This window comes from Pyxidicoccus sp. MSG2, from assembly GCF_026626705.1.
Lineage (GTDB): Bacteria > Myxococcota > Myxococcia > Myxococcales > Myxococcaceae > Myxococcus.
On the sequence record NZ_JAPNKC010000001.1, the window covers coordinates 11,250,532 to 11,266,226 of the forward strand.

Below are 15,695 nucleotides of genomic sequence, written 5' to 3' on the forward strand. Positions count from 1 at the left end.
CCGCATCCAGCCCGGCCGTCAGCCTCGTGCCTGCGGTGCGAAGGAATCCCGGATGGACATTCTGCGCGTCGACTGTCTGGGCACCACACTGCGCTGCTGTTTCAAGCCTGGGGCCCGTCCGGACCGAAGCGCGGGTTCACCACCATGCGGAACGTGTACGGGCCCGGGGGCGCGCCAGGGGGCACCTGGAGGTCCACCGTGAAGTCATCCGTCGCGCCCGGGGGCATGTCGCGGTGGTCCGCGCCCCGGACGCTCAGCCACTCGGGTTTCAGCGGTGGCTCGGGAAGGAACCGGGCCACCGCCCGCATCGCGAGCCCGGTGACGTTGGTGACGGTGAAGGCGACCTCACCACGTCCGTCCGCGCCCAGTGAGAGCGTGGGGGAGGGAGCGGTGATGGCGAACTCGCGCGTCATGGCGTGCGGCGCCCTCCGCCCGGGGATTCGAGGTTCAACAAGGGTAGAGTGCCGCCCCGCCGACGGAAGGGACACCCGAGGGCAGGTGGGTGCCGCCTGCTTCACAGCTTCGCGCGGGACTCAGTACCGGGGGAGTCACCGCGACTTCCAGACCTCCCAAGTCAGCGCCGTGCCTTCTTGCGGTGCTCCTCAATCCATTGCAGGGCCTTCTCCTGACTGTCGACGAACTCGACGTCGAAGCGCTTCCGGCCCGACAGCAGCATGGCCACGGTGAGCCCCTTGGCGGTGATCTTCTGGAGGATGCCTCCACCGACGTAGACGATGGCCTTGAACCAGTCGGAGCTGCTCTGCTTCGCGAGGTACTGGCGGGCTTCCTGGGACAGCCGGGGGTAGGGAAACTCCGGCATCGGTGTCATCTGCACCACGCAGTACACGGACACGGGGCCGGGAGTGGTCACGTCGTGCATGATGGCCACCCACTTCACGCCATCCTCGTACGTAATCCAGCCGCGAATGATGGCCCGGAGGGTGTCGGGCGGCTCGAAGATGAGCTCGTGGTTGCCGACAATCCATGTCCTCGACTGTTCCATCGCAGCCTCCGTCCCTTCTGGACGTCGGAGGCGCGAGCCTGTGACACCGGATGTCTTCAGCGCGGCGGCTTCACCTCACGGCATGCGGTCCGCGCCGGGCCTGCCCACCTCGCGCGCGGCCTGCCGGTGCTGGGCGATGCGGTTGCGAGCCCACTCGGGCGCCAGGTCCAGCTCCTCGGGGAAGAAGAGGTCCTCGCCGAGCCCCTTCACGTGCACCTGGATGAGCGGGTCCTCGGGGTACTGACTCGCCGGGTCGTCGTAGACGAGCCCCACCACCACGCCCGTGTGCCCGAGGAAGCGCTGGCTGATGGTGCCGTCGTCCGAGCGACTCACCACCTTCACGGTCTCACCGATTCGCACCGGCGCGCCGTCCACGTCACTGCAGACGATGAGAGAGGGGTCCTGGATCATGGCGCGTAGGAACGGGGTTTGAGCGACTTGGAGATGACCAGCGACGCGACGACGACGAGCCCCCACGCCAGCAGGTGGTAGCCGGCGACATGCCGCCAGCCCCGCTCGCACGCGAGCTCACCCATGAAGGCGCCCGTCGTCCCCACCGCGAGGCCCGCCACCAGGGCCCGCATCGGCTGGAACACGGCGGTGCGCAGCGCGAGCAGCGCCACCACCAGCGGCACCGCGCCCACCGCGACGTGGCTGGCCGTGCACACCCACTCGGGCACGGTGGAGACCGCATGCGGGGTGCCCCGCGCCAGCACCAGCACGGCCGCGCTGACCATGGCCAGCGCCACGCCCAGCCGCTGCACCCCGTGCCCGCGCGGAGAGAGCGCGCCCCAGGCGCACACGGCGCTCGTGCCCAGCAGCAGTACCAGCAGGTGCGCGCGGCCCAGCAGCAACGCCCCGGACGTGACTCCCAATGCCAGCAACACCGCCGCCACTCCGAGCGACAGTCCACCCGAGGCCGCCATCAGCCACAGCGCCTGCGTGCGCCAGCCACGCACCGGGCGCCGTTGCGCCAGCTCACCCTGCGCCGCCGCGAGGACGCGCGCGGCCGCGGAGGCATCCCGAGGCGGCTCCTCGGACAGGAGCGAGTCGAGGTCGAGGGGCGGGCTCATCGCGCCTCCTCCAGCGAGCCCAGCAGCTCCCGCAGTCGCTCATAACCCCGGTGCGCCCGGATGCGCGCCGCCCCCGCGCTGATGCCTCGCAGCGCGGCAATCTCCTCGAAGGACCAGCCCTCCACCTTGCTGAGAATCACCGCCTCGCGTTGGTCCGGCGGGAGCTGCTGGAGCGCGTCCAGCAGGTGCCGGCGCATGCTCGGGTCTCCGGCCGGCGGCTGCACCGACGTGAGCGCGGACGTGTCCTCGCGGGAGGCATACGCGTCCACGTGGCGCTGGTGCCGCAGCGCGTCCCGCGCGGCATTCGCGGCGATGGTCATCAGCCACGGCAGGAAGCGGGTGCCGGACTCGTACCGGCCCTGGGAACGGATGACGGAGAGGAAGGTGGCCTGCAAGAGGTCCTCCGCGAGCGGTCCGCTGCGCACCATGCGCGCGAGGAATCCCTGCACCCGACCTGAGTGTCGGGCGAAGAGCGCCTCGAAGGCATCCTGCGCGCCGTCGCGAAACCGTTCCATCAGCTCTTCGTCCGTTGGACTCCCCATCTCCCGTCTCCCCGTACGGCCCACTCCGAAGAATGTTTCCGGAGGTCCGCTCCGCCCTGTGGCTTCCGGCAAACCGCCGGAAACACAGGGGGATTCAGGGAACGCTGTCCCTCCCGACAGGAGGGCGGACGAGCGGCCTCACCGCGGCGAGCCTACCCGGGGAGCAGCACCAGCCGTGCGATTTCCGACGGTGCACCCACACGCATGGGCGGGCCGACGAAGCCGCAGCCCCGGCTGACGTAGAGCAGGGATTGCGCCGTCCGGCTCAGCCCGGCGTTGCGGTCGCCCCAGATGAGGTCCCCCACAATCGTGCCGGGGAACATCTGCCCGCCGTGGGTGTGCCCGGAGAGCTGGAGCCCCACGCCGCGCCGGGCGACCTCGTCGAAGTTGGAGGGCTGGTGCGCCAGCAGCACCGACGCGCGGTCTGCCCGCACGTCGCGCAGCGCCGCGTCCAGGTCATAGCCGGGCTCGCCCATCCGGTCCGCGCTCCAGTCGTCCACGCCCGCGAGCTGGAAGGACGCCGCGCCGTCGCCAATCGTCACCGAGCGGTTGCGCAGCACCTGGATGCCCAGGCCCTTCACGAAGGCGACCCACGCGTCCGCGTCCGAGTAGTAGTCGTGGTTGCCGGTGACGAAGAAGGCCCCGTGGCGGGCGCGCAGGGCGCCGAAGCCCGCGACGAAGGGACCCAGCGTGTCGACGGAGCCGTCCACCAGGTCGCCGGTGATGGCGATGAGGTCCGGCTTCAGCGCATTGGTGCGCGACACCAGCTCGTCCACGAACCGGCGCTGCAGCACGCCGCCGATGTGGATGTCCGTGAGCTGCACCAGCGTGAAGCCCTCCAGCGCCTTGGGAAGGCCGGGCAGGCGCACGGGGATGTCCCGCACGTCGGGTGGGTGGAAGGCGCGCCAGGTGCCAAAGCCGGTGACCGAAGCGCCCGCCACGCCGGCGCCAATCGCCAGGCCCCGGCCCAGCAGTGCCCGGCGCTCCGGGGACGCGGGCTCGGATTGCGGTGCACCGGATGCGGCCTGGCGGCGCGCCCGCCACCTCGCCACCGCGCGCACCCCGTCCGCCGCGAGGGTGAACATGAGCAGGTAGAGGACGAGGCCCATCCACGCGAGGAAGACGATGCCCACCACGCGCGACGCGGCCGACGGCAGGACGGCGCCCAGGGCCCGGGCGCCGAACGCCCCGGCGAAGCCCACCGTGAAGAGCGCCCCGGCCGCGCGGCGCAGGCCTCGGTGCTCCGTCACGTCACGGACCAGCCGGCGGTAGAGATAGACGTGCCCGCCCAGCAGCAGCAGGAGTACCGGGATGAAGAACAAGAGGAGGCTGACCCAGCGTGGCATGGCGGGCTCCTGCATAACGGAAGCCTGCTCGCAGCGCCCCTGTATTCCAGGGTGGCAGGCAGGCGGGGACACACGGCCCTTTCGCGCGGTGCCGGGGCGGGGCAGGCTCCCTCCATTCGCGCGGTCGACTTCCGGCCCCCGTTCTTGAGGACTCCATGCTCCGCTCGCTGCTGCTCTGTGCCCTGTTCGTCCCGCTGCTCGGGTGTGGAGAGGACTCCCAGGTGTCGCCGGACTCCGGGGACCCCACCAAGGTGACGTACGCGGAAGAGCTGAACGTGGACCTGTCCGCGATGACGCTGCTGCCGAGCGGCGTCTACATCCAGGACATGCCGGTGGGGAGTGGCACGGAGGCCGTGGCGCTGAAGCGGGTGCAGGTGCACTACACGGGCTGGCTGCCCGACGGCACGGAGTTCGACAGCAGCCGCGGTGGGCCGCCCATCTCCTTCACCCTGGGGGCAGGCGAGGTCATCGAAGGATGGGACGAGGGCATCGTCGGCATGAAGGTCGGCGGCTCGCGCCGGCTCGTCATCCCCTCGTCGCTCGGCTACGGCGAGGACGGGGTGCCGGGTGTCATCCCGCAGTACTCGGTGCTCATCTTCGACACGGAGCTGGTGTTCGTGCGCTGAGCGTCGCGGGCCTGGAGGCGGCGGGCAGGCGGGCGTCCACGCGCCGACACCTCCGCCCGTGTCGTCACTTCGAGCGACATGTCACGGTGATATAGCCTCGGCCTGTCTTCCGGGGCGTCGGGGCCGGGCACCTCCCGGCCCCTGAAACAGTGGTTCAAACATCCCGGAATCGGGGGGACGAGCGATGTCAGGGTCCGAGGTGGAGATGCTCAAGGATGATGGCGCGCCCGCCGGCGCGGTGGGAGAGGGCGCCTTCCAGGCGCTGCAGGCGCTGATGATGCTCGCCGAGCCGGACCGGGCGGCGCAGCTCTACGAAGACCTGGGCTCCTCGCAGCGTGAGCGACTCCAGAAGGAGGCCGCGCAGGCCCCCGTGGAGGAGCGCCAGCGGCTGGCGGAGGTGATGCGGCAGGCGCGTGACTTCTCCGGCGCCGCGCGACTGCTGGACGGCTGTGGCACGGACGCCCTGGTGGCGGACCTGTACGTCCAGGGCGGCCACTATGTGGAAGCGGCGGAGGCCTACCTGCGCGCCGGCCAGGTGGAGCGCGCGGCGGCGGCCTTCGAGCGCGGCGGCGCCCTGGAGCGGGCGCTGGAGGTCTACCGCGGCCTGAGCGCGCGCGAGCCGATGGCGCAGTGCCTGGTCCGGCTGGGACGCCCCTACGAGGCGGCGGCGCTCTACCGCGAATTGGGCCAGTCCCACGCGGAGGTGGAGGCGCTGGGCAGCGTGCCCGCGGGCGACCCGCGCCACCTCGAGTCCGTGCTGCGCATGTGCAAGCTGCTGGACGGCGAGGGCTTCACGCGGCGGGCGCTGGCGCTGCTGGCGGACACGATGCGCGGCTCGGACACGGCGCGCGCGGACCCGGCGCTGGCCGCGGAGAAGGCGCGGCTCTTGCGCCGCATGGGCATGGAGGCGGAAGCCGACGCCGTCATCGCGCGGCTGCCCGCGAGCGCCTCGGCGCCCGAGGCCAATGGCTACGGCTACCTCAAGGCCATTCCCATCTTCGGCGAGCTGTCCCTGGAGGACATGAAGGACCTGTACCGCGTGGCGCGGCAGGTGCTCATCCCCGCGGGCGCGGTGCTGCTGGAGAAGGGCGCGCCGGGCGTGGGCCTCTTCGTGCTGCTGGAGGGCACGGTGGAGGTCTACAGCGGCTCGGAGCCGGACGCGCGGCGTCTCAACACGCTGGGGCCCGGCACGTACCTGGGCGAGATTTCGCTGGTGCAGGACGCCCCCGTGTCCGCACAGGTGAAGGCGCGCACGTCGGTGCGGGCGCTGCGCATCACCCGCGCCGGCTTCCAGCACTACCTGGACACCCACGAGGCCGCGGCGCTGCGCATCTTCCGCCTCTTCACGCAGAACCTCGCCGCGCGCGTCCGGGCCCTGAGCAGCTGAGCGCCTGAAAGACAGACACGGGCACCCGGGTTGACAAGCCCGCCCGGGTGCTTTATCTCATCTGCATCATGAGGCCCGTCTCCAACATCGCCCTGCTGAGTGCGCGCAACTTCGCGCCGGCGGCGGACGTGTGCCTCGCCCCCCGTCACGAGGTTCTGCTCGACATTTGAGCTGGCGGACCGGTGTCCTCCGGCCCGCGGGTTGACTGGTTCCCGCGTGCCCTGAGTCCCGGCTCCGCCCTCGTTCTGTCAGTGCCTTCGTGTGCCCTCACGCGTCCCGGAGCGGGCCTTCCGTGCCCCTCCGGCGAGTCTCGCGTGCGTGCCCGTCCGGCGCGCTGACACCCGTCCATCCAACTCCAACCGGTTGTTTGTCTTCAACCACCCGCGGGCCTCGCTGCCCGACGGGAACGAGAGTCTTTTATGTCTCGCACCACGCGCATCGAGCGGTACCGCAACATCGGCATCATGGCCCACATCGACGCGGGCAAGACGACGCTCACCGAGCGCGTCCTGTTCTTCACCGGCCGCATCCACTCCACGGGTGAGGTGCACACCGGCTCCACCGAAATGGACTGGATGCCGGAGGAGAAGAAGCGCGGCATCACCATTACGTCCGCGGCCACCACCGCGTTCTGGAAGCCCACGCAGGGACATGTGGCGGGACAGCCCCACCGCATCAACATCCTGGACACGCCGGGACACGTGGACTTCACCATCGAGGTGGAGCGTTCGCTGCGCGTGCTGGACGGCGCGGTGGCGGTGTTCGACGCGAGCCAGGGCGTGGAGCCCCAGTCGGAGGCGGTGTGGCGGCAGGCGGACCGGTACGGCGTGCCGCGCATCGCCTTCCTCAACAAGATGGACAAGGTGGGCGCGGACTTCGCCATGAGCATCGCGTCCATCGAGGAGCGGCTCGGCGCGCGTCCGGTGGCGGTGCAGTTGCCCATCGGCGAGGGCTCGGAGTTCCGTGGCCTCGTGGACCTCGTGCGCATGGTGGCGGTCGTCTTCGAGGGAGATGAAGGCCAGTACCGCGAGGAGCCCCTCACGGCGGAGCTGCGTGAGATGGCGGAGGTGTACCGGCAGCGCCTCATCGAGGCGGCCGCGGACGTGGACGCGACGGTGCTGGAGAAGTTCGTGGAAGGGCGGCTGGAAGAAGTCACCGCGGAGGACCTGGAGCGTGCGCTGCGCTCGGGCACCCTGGCGCGGACACTGGTGCCGGTGCTGGGCGGTTCGGCCTTCAAGAAGAAGGGAGTGCAGATGTTGCTGGATGCCGTCGTCAACTACCTGCCCGCGCCGTCGGACCTCGCCGCCGTCGAGGGCTGTGTCCCCGGCACGGATGAGCGTGTCCTGCGTCCGGCGTCGGACTCGGGTCCACCCATTGCCTTGGCGTTCAAGCTGATGAGCGACAAGTCCGTGGGCGGAATCGTCTTCCTGCGCGTGTACTCGGGCACGTTGCGCGCGGGCACCGTCCTGCTCAACCCCGTCACGGGGAAGCGTGAGCGGATTGGCCGGCTCATGTTCATGCATGCCAACCGCCGCGAGGAGGTGGCGGAGGTGTACGCGGGAGACATCTGCGCGGCGCTCGGCCTGAAGGGCGTGCGCACGGGCGACACGCTGTGCGACGTGGAGGCTCCGGTGGTGCTGGAGTCTCTGGGCGTCATGGAGCCCGTGGTGCAGCTCGCCATCGAGGCGCGCTCGCCCGCGGAGCTGACGAAGCTGGAGGAAGGCCTGCACCGGCTGGCGGCGGAGGACCCGTCGCTGCGCGTGGGCGTGGACCCGGAGAGCGGCCAGGTGCTGCTGTCCGGCATGGGTGAGCTTCACCTGGAGGTGGTCGTGTCACGGTTGCTGACGGAGTACGGCGTGGAGGCGCGCGTGGGACAGCCGAAGGTGGCGTACCGCGACACGCTCCGGCGCCAGGTGCGCCAGGAGTACCGCCACGTCCGCCAGACGGGTGGGCCGGGGCAGTACGCCCGGGTGGTGCTGGACGTGGGTCCGGCGCCGCGAGGGGCGGGGCTCGTCTTCGTGGACGACACCCGCGGCGGCAGCATTCCGAGGGAGCTGGTCCCCGCCATTGAGAAGGGCGTGGCCGGCGCCATGGCGCGGGGCGTGCGGGACGGCGTTCCACTGGTGGACGTGGAGGTGCGGCTGGTGGATGGCGACACGCACGTGAAGGACTCCACGCCACAGGCGTTCGCCATGGCCGGCTCGCTGGCGCTCCAGGAAGCGGCACGGAGCGCGGGCGTGCTCGGGCTGGAGCCGGTGATGGAGGTGGAGGTGACGACGCCCGAGGAGTACGTCGGTGAGGTGCTCGGAGACCTGTCCGCGCGGCGCGGGCGGGTGCTGGGGATGGAGGCCCGGGGCAACGCGCGAGTGGTCTCCGCGCGCGTGCCGATGGCCAACCTCTTCGGCTACGTGAATGGACTGCGCGGCCGCACGCAGGGACGGGCCCAGGCCAGCATGCGTCTGGGCGCGTACGAGCCAGTGCCGGAAGCGCTCCAGACGGCGCAGGCCGAAGCGCGGGTGTGACGTGAAGTGAGGGGCCCGGGAGTGCGGCATCCGCTCCCGGGCCCGCCGCCCCTGCTCGAAGCGCCGCGCGTCGGTGCGTCCGGATTTGTCACGCGCTGCGGCACGGCCTCCCAGGGCCCTGCTCGCGCAAATAGCGTTGAATCCCGTCAATGCCGTGATTACCAAGCGCAGCCGAAAGGACTCCCCATGCACCTTCGGCTTCGTCCCGCAACTCAGAGTCTTGGTCAGGCGTTGGCTTTCTCCCTGCTCTTCTCCGCGCCCGTATTCGCGGATGAGGCGCGCCCGTGGTCCGCGAGCCCCGCGCCGACCGCCGAGGGCGAGACGCAGCACTGGGGCTACATCGAGTCCATCGGTCCCGAGCACTGGGGCGATTTGCCCGGGGCGTCCGCCTGTGCGCAGGGCCACTCGGAGACGCCCATCGCCCTGGAGACGCGGGGCGCCATCCCGGACACGCACCTGGCGCCGTATTTCCAGTACCGGCCCAGCCACGTGCACATGGTCAACAACGGCCACACCGTGGAGTTCACGTACGACGCGGGCAGCTCCGTGCGCGTGAATGGCCGCGAGTACGCGCTGGCCCAGTTCCACTTCCACACACCCAGCGAGCACACCGAGGACGGCAAGCGCTTCCCGCTCGAGATGCACCTGGTCCACAAGGACGGCAACGGCGGCGTGGTGGTGGTGGGCGTCTTCATCAAGGAAGGCGAGCCCAACCGCGTGCTGGACGCCGCCTTCCACCACCTGCCGCATGACCCGGGCGCCCACAGCGATTTGGAGCACGGCCTCATCAACGCGGCCGCGCTGCTGCCGCGGGAGCAGGCCTACTTCCAGTATCAGGGCTCGCTGACCACGCCGCCGTGCACCGAGGGCGTCGAGTGGTTCGTGATGACGAAGCCCATCGAGATGTCCGACGAGCAGATCGCCGCCTTCCAGCGCCTGCCGTACCTCAACCCCAACAGCCGCGCGCTCCAGCCGCTCAACGGGCGCAACGTCTACCTGCACACCGCCTCGCGGTAGTCCGCGCGGCTCGGCGTCCGTCAGCGCATGCCCGTGCCTCCGGGTGGGTCAGGCCCGGAGGACAGGGATGATTACAGCCTCCCCAGGTGTTTTGACTGGTTTGCAATTGTATTGCGAATCAATCATCATCCGCTCGCTGCACCTCAGGCGGGAGCGAGCTTCGCTTCCGCCGCAACCTCGGGGAAGACAATGCGCAAGCTGTCTCTGCTGGTGGTGTTCGCGGCGATTACCATGGCGGTCGGTTGTGGCGGTGACCTGCAGGAGCAGCACACGATGCTGCGCTCGCCGGACGCGGTGGGTGAGCAGGTGCAGGGCGAGTCGCGCAGCTTCAGTGTCGACAGTCAGGGCATCTCCGTGGAGGGCCAGGTCCAGGCGAGCGCGGCGGCGGAGACGGATGCTTCGCTCGTGGATTCCTGCTCGGGCTCGTGCAACGCGACGGTCTGCGTCTGCTATGGCACCTATGACTGCTGCCGCGCCGGCTGTTCGGCGTGTTTTGAAGTCGCCAACTGACCGGCGGCGCGTCTGTCTTTCAAGGGCGTGAGCCGGGCGCGTCAACCCGGCTCCGCGTCCGTCAGCACGTGCCCGTGCTTCAAGCGCCGGGGCACGGCTTGGTAGCCGCGGGCGATGAGCGGCACCAATTCGAATGGGAGGCGCCGCTCGCGCTGCACCTCCCGGGCGCTCGCCAGCAGCGACGCGCGTGAGCAGGACTCCGCGCGTGAGAGCCCCACGAGGATGCGGTTCGTCGTCGCCTCCACGTCGAACCGGTGGAGCTGCTGGAAGCTCACCTGCCACGTGCGGAGCATGGAGTCGAAGAGCGGGTTGGACAGCGACTCCCACACGTTGCTCACCACCGCGCCGTCCGGCGTCAGGCGCGCCCGCGTGGCCCCGAGGAACTCGCGCGTCGCCAGGTGCCCGGGGATGCTGTCGGGGCCATAGGCATCCAGGAAGATGAGCGAGTAGGGCGGTCCGGAGGACTCGATGAACTCGCGCCCGTCCGCCACGTGCGCGCGCAGGGCGTCGTCCTCCTCGAAGCCGCAGTAGAGCTTCGCCGCCTCCACCACATCCGGCTCCACCTCCACCGCGTCGATTCGCGCCTCGGGGAGCACGGCGCGCAGGAACATCGGAATCGCGCCTCCGCCGAGGCCGATGACGAGGATGCGCTCCGGTCTCGGCACGAAGGCCAGGCCCACCATGGACACGCGGGTGTAGGCGGCCTCCAACCGCAGCGGCTCACCGGGCCACACCACGCTCTGGCGCGCGCCTCCCTCCTCGAAGCGCAGGGTGCGCAGGCCCTCGGGGTCCTCGGTGACGACGACGCGGTGACTCACGGCCCCTTCCTCTCCTCCCCAACCCTCGAAGCGAGCGAGCCTTCGCGGTCTTTCGTGTTCAAACAGCAGGCAGGCGAGCGTGGGCCTGTCCTGCAAGCATGGGATACCGTGAAAACACGCGGCAAGGCGTTGATTTCACGGGACTTTGGGGCCGTTAGCGGGCAGGGTCCCCCGCCGCAGTTCCGGAATGGGTGGGGGGGCCCTCCTGTTCCACCACGTTCCCCAAGCGGTTCGGCCACATGGGTCTGACCGCGCACCGCCAGGCGCCCACGGCACTTAGACCGGATGGGCGCGCTGCGCGGGCCTCCTCACTTTCTGGGGAGGCGGGCTCACCGCTTCATCAGGACGACATGACTTTCGACGAACTCCAGCTTCACGACACCCTCCTGCGCGCCGTCAAGGCCGAGGGGTACACGACGCCCACGCCCATCCAGGCGAAGGCCATTCCCCAGGCGCTGGCCGGCCGGGACGTGCTCGGCGTGGCGCAGACGGGCACCGGCAAGACGGCCGCCTTCGCGCTCCCCATCCTCCAGCGGCTGTCCGCCAAGGCGCCCGCGGGCGGCGCGCGGCCGGTGCGCTGCCTCGTGCTCACCCCCACCCGCGAGCTGGCGGGGCAGGTGGGTGAGAGCTTCGCCACGTACGGCAAGAATCTCCCTCTGCGCCATGCCGTCATCTTCGGCGGCGTGGGCCAGAATCCCCAGGTGCAGGCGCTGCGCAGCGGCGTGGACGTGCTCGTCGCCACGCCGGGCCGCCTGCTGGACTTGATGGACCAGGGCTTCGTGTCCCTGCGCTCGCTCGAGGTGTTCGTGCTCGACGAGGCGGACCGCATGCTCGACATGGGCTTCATCCATGACGTGCGCAAGGTCATCAAGGTGCTGCCCCAGAAGCGGCAGACGCTCTTCTTCAGCGCCACGATGCCGCCTGAAATCGTGGACCTGTCGCGCAACATCCTCACCGACCCCATCCGGGTGGAGGTGACGCCGGTCTCCAGCACCGCGGAGACGGTGAGCCAGCAGGTGTACTTCGTGGAGCGCGAGCAGAAGCGCGGCCTGCTGACGCACCTGTTGAAGGAGGGCCGCATCGCCCGTGCGCTCGTCTTCACGCGCACGAAGCACGGCGCCAACCGCGTGGCGAAGCAGCTGGAGGGCGCGGGCGTGCAGGCCGCGGCCATCCACGGCAACAAGAGCCAGAACGCCCGTGAGCGCGCGCTGGACGACTTCCGCGCCGGCTCGCTCCGCGTGCTGGTGGCCACGGACATCGCCGCGCGTGGCATCGACATCGACGGGCTGAGCCACGTCATCAACTACGACCTGCCCAACGTGCCCGAGCAGTACGTGCACCGCATCGGCCGCACCGGCCGCGCGGGCGCCAGCGGCATCGCCGTGTCGTTCTGCGATGGCGAGGAGCGCGCGTACCTGCGTGACATCGAGCGCACCATCCGCCGCAGCGTGCCCGTGGTGGAGGACCACCCGTACCGCGCCGGCCGCTCGGGCCCGCGTCCCGCGGACTACTCGGCTCCGGCCGAGCCGGATCGCGCACCGGCTGGCAACAGGGGTGGGGGCCGTGGCGGGGGACGGGGTCAGTCCCAGGCCCGCGCTTCCGGCAATGGCGGTGGTGGTGGCGGGGGTGGGCATCCCTCCGGTCCGTCGCGTCGCAGCCGTGGCGGCCGGGGTGGTGGTGGCCGGGGTGAGGGGCGGGCCGACGGTGGCCGCTCCGGGCAGGGCGGTGGTGGCGGCGGAGGCCGTGGCAACGTCGTCGCGTCGCGTGGCCCGTCCGAGCACCGTCGTCCGGCCGCTCCCGCGGCGCAGGCCGCGGGGAAGGCTCCCGAGGCTGCTCCGCGTCCGGCGCGCCCGTCGCCGAAGTGGTTCTGATGTGATTTGAGCCGGGGCCCATGAGCTCCGGCGCCGCGACTGCGCGGTTCTGAGTTACCAGGAGCCGGGCCCTTGAGGGCCCGGCTCCTTTTTCATGGCATGCGCTCGCCGTGCCTCGACGGACGGCCAGCTGGGCTGCCCGCTGTACTGCCCGATCACCGGGCGCGATGACGTGCCAGCCGACAGTGCCTGCCTCAGCTTTGTCCTGCCCCATTCCGTGAGCACGGGCGGGGCGGCCACAGCTTCGGGCTGGCCGGACAGGAGGGCAGGGGACATGCGCGGGCGGCGGACTGGCGGGCCTCACCTGCGCGAAGCTGCTGGTGGACGCGAGCTGGGTGGTGACGGTGGTGGAGGGGCTGCCCTATCTCGGCGGCCGAGCCTCCACGTACCGCGACGCCGACGGCGACCAGGTCGAGCAGGGCCTCCACCTGTTCCTCGGCGCCTACTCCGAGTTCAAGGCGCTGCTGGCCAGCATCGGTGAGCCCCACGACCTAGTCCTCTTCTGGATGGAGCAGCTCCAGCTCCAGGACACGGAAGGCCCCGCCGAGGCCGTCTTCAACATCGACCCGGCGCGCTCGCCGATGAAGACGCTGGCCAGCGTGCTTGGCAACAACGACTACCTGGGTCCGCTGGACAAGCTGTCGCTGCTGCCCTTCGCCATGTCGGGGCTGCTGCCCTACGACATGCTCCGCGAGCAGTTCGACAATCAGACAGTGGTGGACTGGTGGAGCTGCGTCAACGGAGACACGCGGGTGCTGGAGCGCTTCGTGCGCCCTTTCTGCCGGGGCATCCAGTTCACCGAGCACGAGCAGTTCTCCGCCTTCAACTTCCACACGTGGATCCACTACCTCGTTACGCACCTGCACGAGTCCCTGCTCGCCGGCTATCGGGGCCCGCGCGACACGCTCATCTTCCGTCCTCTCTCACGCCACCTAACGGAGCGGGGCGCGGTCATCCGCACTGGCGTGAAGCTGGAGGAAATCCTCTACGAGCCCCCGGCTCCGGGAGTCGCGGCGCCTGGGCGCATCCAGGGCTTTGGGGTGAAGGGCGGCGAGCGCCTAGAGGCGGACGTCTACGTGGCCGCGCTCCCGGTGTGGAACCTGGTGCCGTTGGTACCCGAGTCGCTAAGGACGGAGCCGTTCTTCGCGAACCTCGCCGATCTGCCCCTGGCCCCTGCCATCTCGGTGCAACTCTGGTTCGACCGCGAGGTGGTGACGCACGATCGCTTCGTCCTCGTGGGCCTCAGCGAGGCCTGCGTGTAGCAGGGCCAGTCGCGCAATGCCTATCCGACGTTCGAGGGCAGCCGCCTGTCCGTCATCATCTCTCCCGCGGACGGGCTGCTCTTCGCGTCGAACGAGGCGCTAGTGAAGCGGGTGCTCGACTTGCTGGCGAAGGTGGTGCCCGAGTTTCGCGACGCCCAGGTGCGGAAGTCGGTGGTGCTCAAGCACCCGAAGCACCTGGTGCGGCCGCTGCCCGGTGCCATGTCAAGCCGTCCGGTGCAGGACTCGCCCGTGCCCAACCTCTTCCTCGCGGGAGACTGGACACAGCAGGCCTTCTTCGGCTCGCAGGAGGGCGCGGTGCGCGGTGGCAAGGCCTGCTCCGAAGCCATCCTCGGCTGCAACCGGGGCTGAAGCGGGCGCGGCGCCGCAGGGACGCCGCGCCCACCTCTTGTGCCGCGCGTCAATTGTGCGGAGGGAAGGCCGCTGGTTCACAGGTGGCACCATCAGTGCTCCTGTCCTCTCTATACGTATACGTTCACAGGTACTTTTCCGCGAAGTGTCGTAGCACCTGCGCGCTCGTGTAGGCCGCGTATGGCTGGTACCGGTCGTTCTTCTTCCCGTCCGCGAAGTCGACGACGGCCTTGAGCGCGAGTGGCGTCGGGCTGGGGGCGGAGCTCTCCTCTGCCGCCGCGAAGACCCCATAGGCTTCCATCTCCACGCCGAGCAGCTCCCGGTGCTGGCCCTGGAGCCGCTCCGCGCTGACCTTGTCGGCGAGCACGGAGGCGTTGGAGACGAGCGGACCGACGTGGACTCGTAGCTCGGTTGAGGGCGCTTCCCCCGGCCAACCTGCCTTGATGCGCGCAAGGGTCTCCACATCCTTTCCTAGGGCCTTGAATTGCTCTCTGAGCGTCACGTCCAGGGAGAGCTGGTGGGGCGCCGCGAGAAACCGGGGTTCGTCACCCTGGATCGTCCACTTTCCACTGCCCCCATCCCAGGAGGGGCTGGCGACGATGACGTTTCCCAGCTCCGTCTTCTTGCGGATGCCCGCCGTGATGCCCGCCATCGCGAGATAGCGGGGGCGGAAGGCGTGGATCAGCTTCATGGCGAAGACCGCCGCATTGGGCATGCCCATGCGGGGGCACTCGGCGGCGTAGACGACGCGCTCCTCGTCATCCCGCCTGTAGGTGCCCCGCCAGTAGATGGTGTGGTCTCCGGGCGCGTTGTGCTGCTTCCAGTTCCAGGGGAGTCGCTGGATGGCGGCCAGCTCCATGGGAAGAGCGCACAGCACCGCCAACGTGGACTGGTGCTGCAGGGGCTCACGGGCCCGGGAGTCCTGCGCGGCGAGGATCTGTCGGAGCCGTGCCTGCAGGCGCTGCTCCCATTCGTCCGAGGCGGCGTCGTAGTGCACCAGCGTGAGCAGCCGGCTGGAGAACCGATTCACCCCCTCGGTGAACAGGTGCTCGAAGCCGGTGACGCCGATGATGTGCGCGGGCACGCGCAGGCGACTGCGGGGCGAGGTGATCTCATCCAGCAGGCCAAGCCCGGCTTCGGGCTCGACGTCCTTGTCGGCGCGCGGTGGCAGCGCGATGTCCAGGACCAGCAGCTCGTACGTGGTCTCGGTGAGCTTGCGTCTGGCAGCGGCGACATCCGTGACGGTGTCCACCCCCGCCATGTCGAAGCCCTGTACGCCTTCCAGCGCCGCGCACAGGCGCTGGCGCTTGTCCGCATCATCGTCCACGACCAGAGTCTTGAGCATAGGT

At 70.1% G+C, this 15,695-nt stretch carries 14 protein-coding genes and 1 pseudogene; 7 read left to right on the forward strand and 8 right to left on the reverse strand.

Annotated features, from left to right (window positions below):
• Positions 1-101 precede the first annotated feature (101 nt).
• The 6 genes from OV427_RS43540 to OV427_RS43565 form a co-directional block, all read right to left on the reverse strand.
• On the reverse strand, positions 102-413 hold the full coding sequence (locus tag OV427_RS43540; RefSeq protein ID WP_267862134.1) for an NEW3 domain-containing protein: 312 nt from the start codon (positions 411-413) through the stop codon (positions 102-104).
• Positions 414-574: 161 nt separating this feature from the next.
• On the reverse strand, positions 575-1,003 hold the full coding sequence (locus OV427_RS43545; protein WP_267862135.1) for a hypothetical protein: 429 nt from the start codon (positions 1,001-1,003) through the stop codon (positions 575-577).
• Positions 1,004-1,078: 75 nt separating this feature from the next.
• Positions 1,079-1,414, reverse strand: a complete 336-nt coding sequence (locus OV427_RS43550) for a Carotenogenesis protein CarS (RefSeq protein WP_267862136.1) — start codon at positions 1,412-1,414, stop codon at positions 1,079-1,081.
• Positions 1,411-2,076: a DUF1109 domain-containing protein gene (locus OV427_RS43555; RefSeq protein WP_267862137.1), complete on the reverse strand. Its 666-nt coding sequence runs from the start codon at positions 2,074-2,076 to the stop codon at positions 1,411-1,413. The genes OV427_RS43550 and OV427_RS43555 overlap by 4 nt, the downstream gene beginning before the upstream one ends.
• Positions 2,073-2,618, reverse strand: coding sequence for an RNA polymerase sigma factor (locus OV427_RS43560; protein WP_267862138.1), 546 nt, complete (start codon positions 2,616-2,618; stop codon positions 2,073-2,075). The genes OV427_RS43555 and OV427_RS43560 overlap by 4 nt, the downstream gene beginning before the upstream one ends.
• 152 nt (positions 2,619-2,770) lie before the next feature.
• On the reverse strand, positions 2,771-3,964 hold the full coding sequence (locus OV427_RS43565; RefSeq protein ID WP_267862139.1) for a metallophosphoesterase: 1,194 nt from the start codon (positions 3,962-3,964) through the stop codon (positions 2,771-2,773).
• A gap of 155 nt (positions 3,965-4,119) precedes the next feature.
• Here OV427_RS43565 and OV427_RS43570 point away from each other — a divergent pair, with 155 nt between their 5' ends.
• The 5 genes from OV427_RS43570 (at position 4,120) to OV427_RS43590 (ending at position 10,026) form a co-directional block, all read left to right on the forward strand.
• A complete protein-coding gene (locus OV427_RS43570) occupies positions 4,120-4,590 on the forward strand; it encodes an FKBP-type peptidyl-prolyl cis-trans isomerase (RefSeq protein WP_267862140.1) in 471 nt (156 codons plus the stop codon).
• Between the two features lie 184 nt (positions 4,591-4,774).
• On the forward strand, positions 4,775-5,977 hold the full coding sequence (locus OV427_RS43575; RefSeq protein WP_267862141.1) for a cyclic nucleotide-binding domain-containing protein: 1,203 nt from the start codon (positions 4,775-4,777) through the stop codon (positions 5,975-5,977).
• A 419-nt stretch (positions 5,978-6,396) separates the two neighbouring features.
• Positions 6,397-8,499, forward strand: coding sequence for an elongation factor G (gene fusA, locus OV427_RS43580; RefSeq protein ID WP_267862142.1), 2,103 nt, complete (start codon positions 6,397-6,399; stop codon positions 8,497-8,499).
• 231 nt (positions 8,500-8,730) lie between these two features.
• On the forward strand, positions 8,731-9,516 hold the full coding sequence (locus OV427_RS43585; protein ID WP_267862143.1) for a carbonic anhydrase: 786 nt from the start codon (positions 8,731-8,733) through the stop codon (positions 9,514-9,516).
• 189 nt (positions 9,517-9,705) lie between these two features.
• On the forward strand, positions 9,706-10,026 hold the full coding sequence (locus tag OV427_RS43590) for a hypothetical protein (RefSeq protein WP_267862144.1): 321 nt from the start codon (positions 9,706-9,708) through the stop codon (positions 10,024-10,026).
• A 41-nt stretch (positions 10,027-10,067) separates the two neighbouring features.
• Here OV427_RS43590 and OV427_RS43595 read toward each other — a convergent pair whose 3' ends face one another.
• Positions 10,068-10,844, reverse strand: a complete 777-nt coding sequence (locus OV427_RS43595; RefSeq protein ID WP_267862145.1) for a spermidine synthase — start codon at positions 10,842-10,844, stop codon at positions 10,068-10,070.
• Positions 10,845-11,194: 350 nt separating this feature from the next.
• Here OV427_RS43595 and OV427_RS43600 point away from each other — a divergent pair, with 350 nt between their 5' ends.
• The gene (locus OV427_RS43600; protein ID WP_267862146.1) at positions 11,195-12,715 is read left to right on the forward strand and encodes a DEAD/DEAH box helicase; all 1,521 of its coding nucleotides are present in this window, start codon (positions 11,195-11,197) and stop codon (positions 12,713-12,715) included.
• Between the two features lie 290 nt (positions 12,716-13,005).
• Positions 13,006-14,346: pseudogene (locus tag OV427_RS43605) on the forward strand (hydroxysqualene dehydroxylase).
• Positions 14,347-14,470: 124 nt separating this feature from the next.
• Here the strand turns inward: OV427_RS43605 and OV427_RS43610 are convergent.
• Positions 14,471-15,691: a hypothetical protein gene (locus OV427_RS43610; protein WP_267862147.1), complete on the reverse strand. Its 1,221-nt coding sequence runs from the start codon at positions 15,689-15,691 to the stop codon at positions 14,471-14,473.
• Between the last annotated feature and the right edge of the window lie 4 nt (positions 15,692-15,695).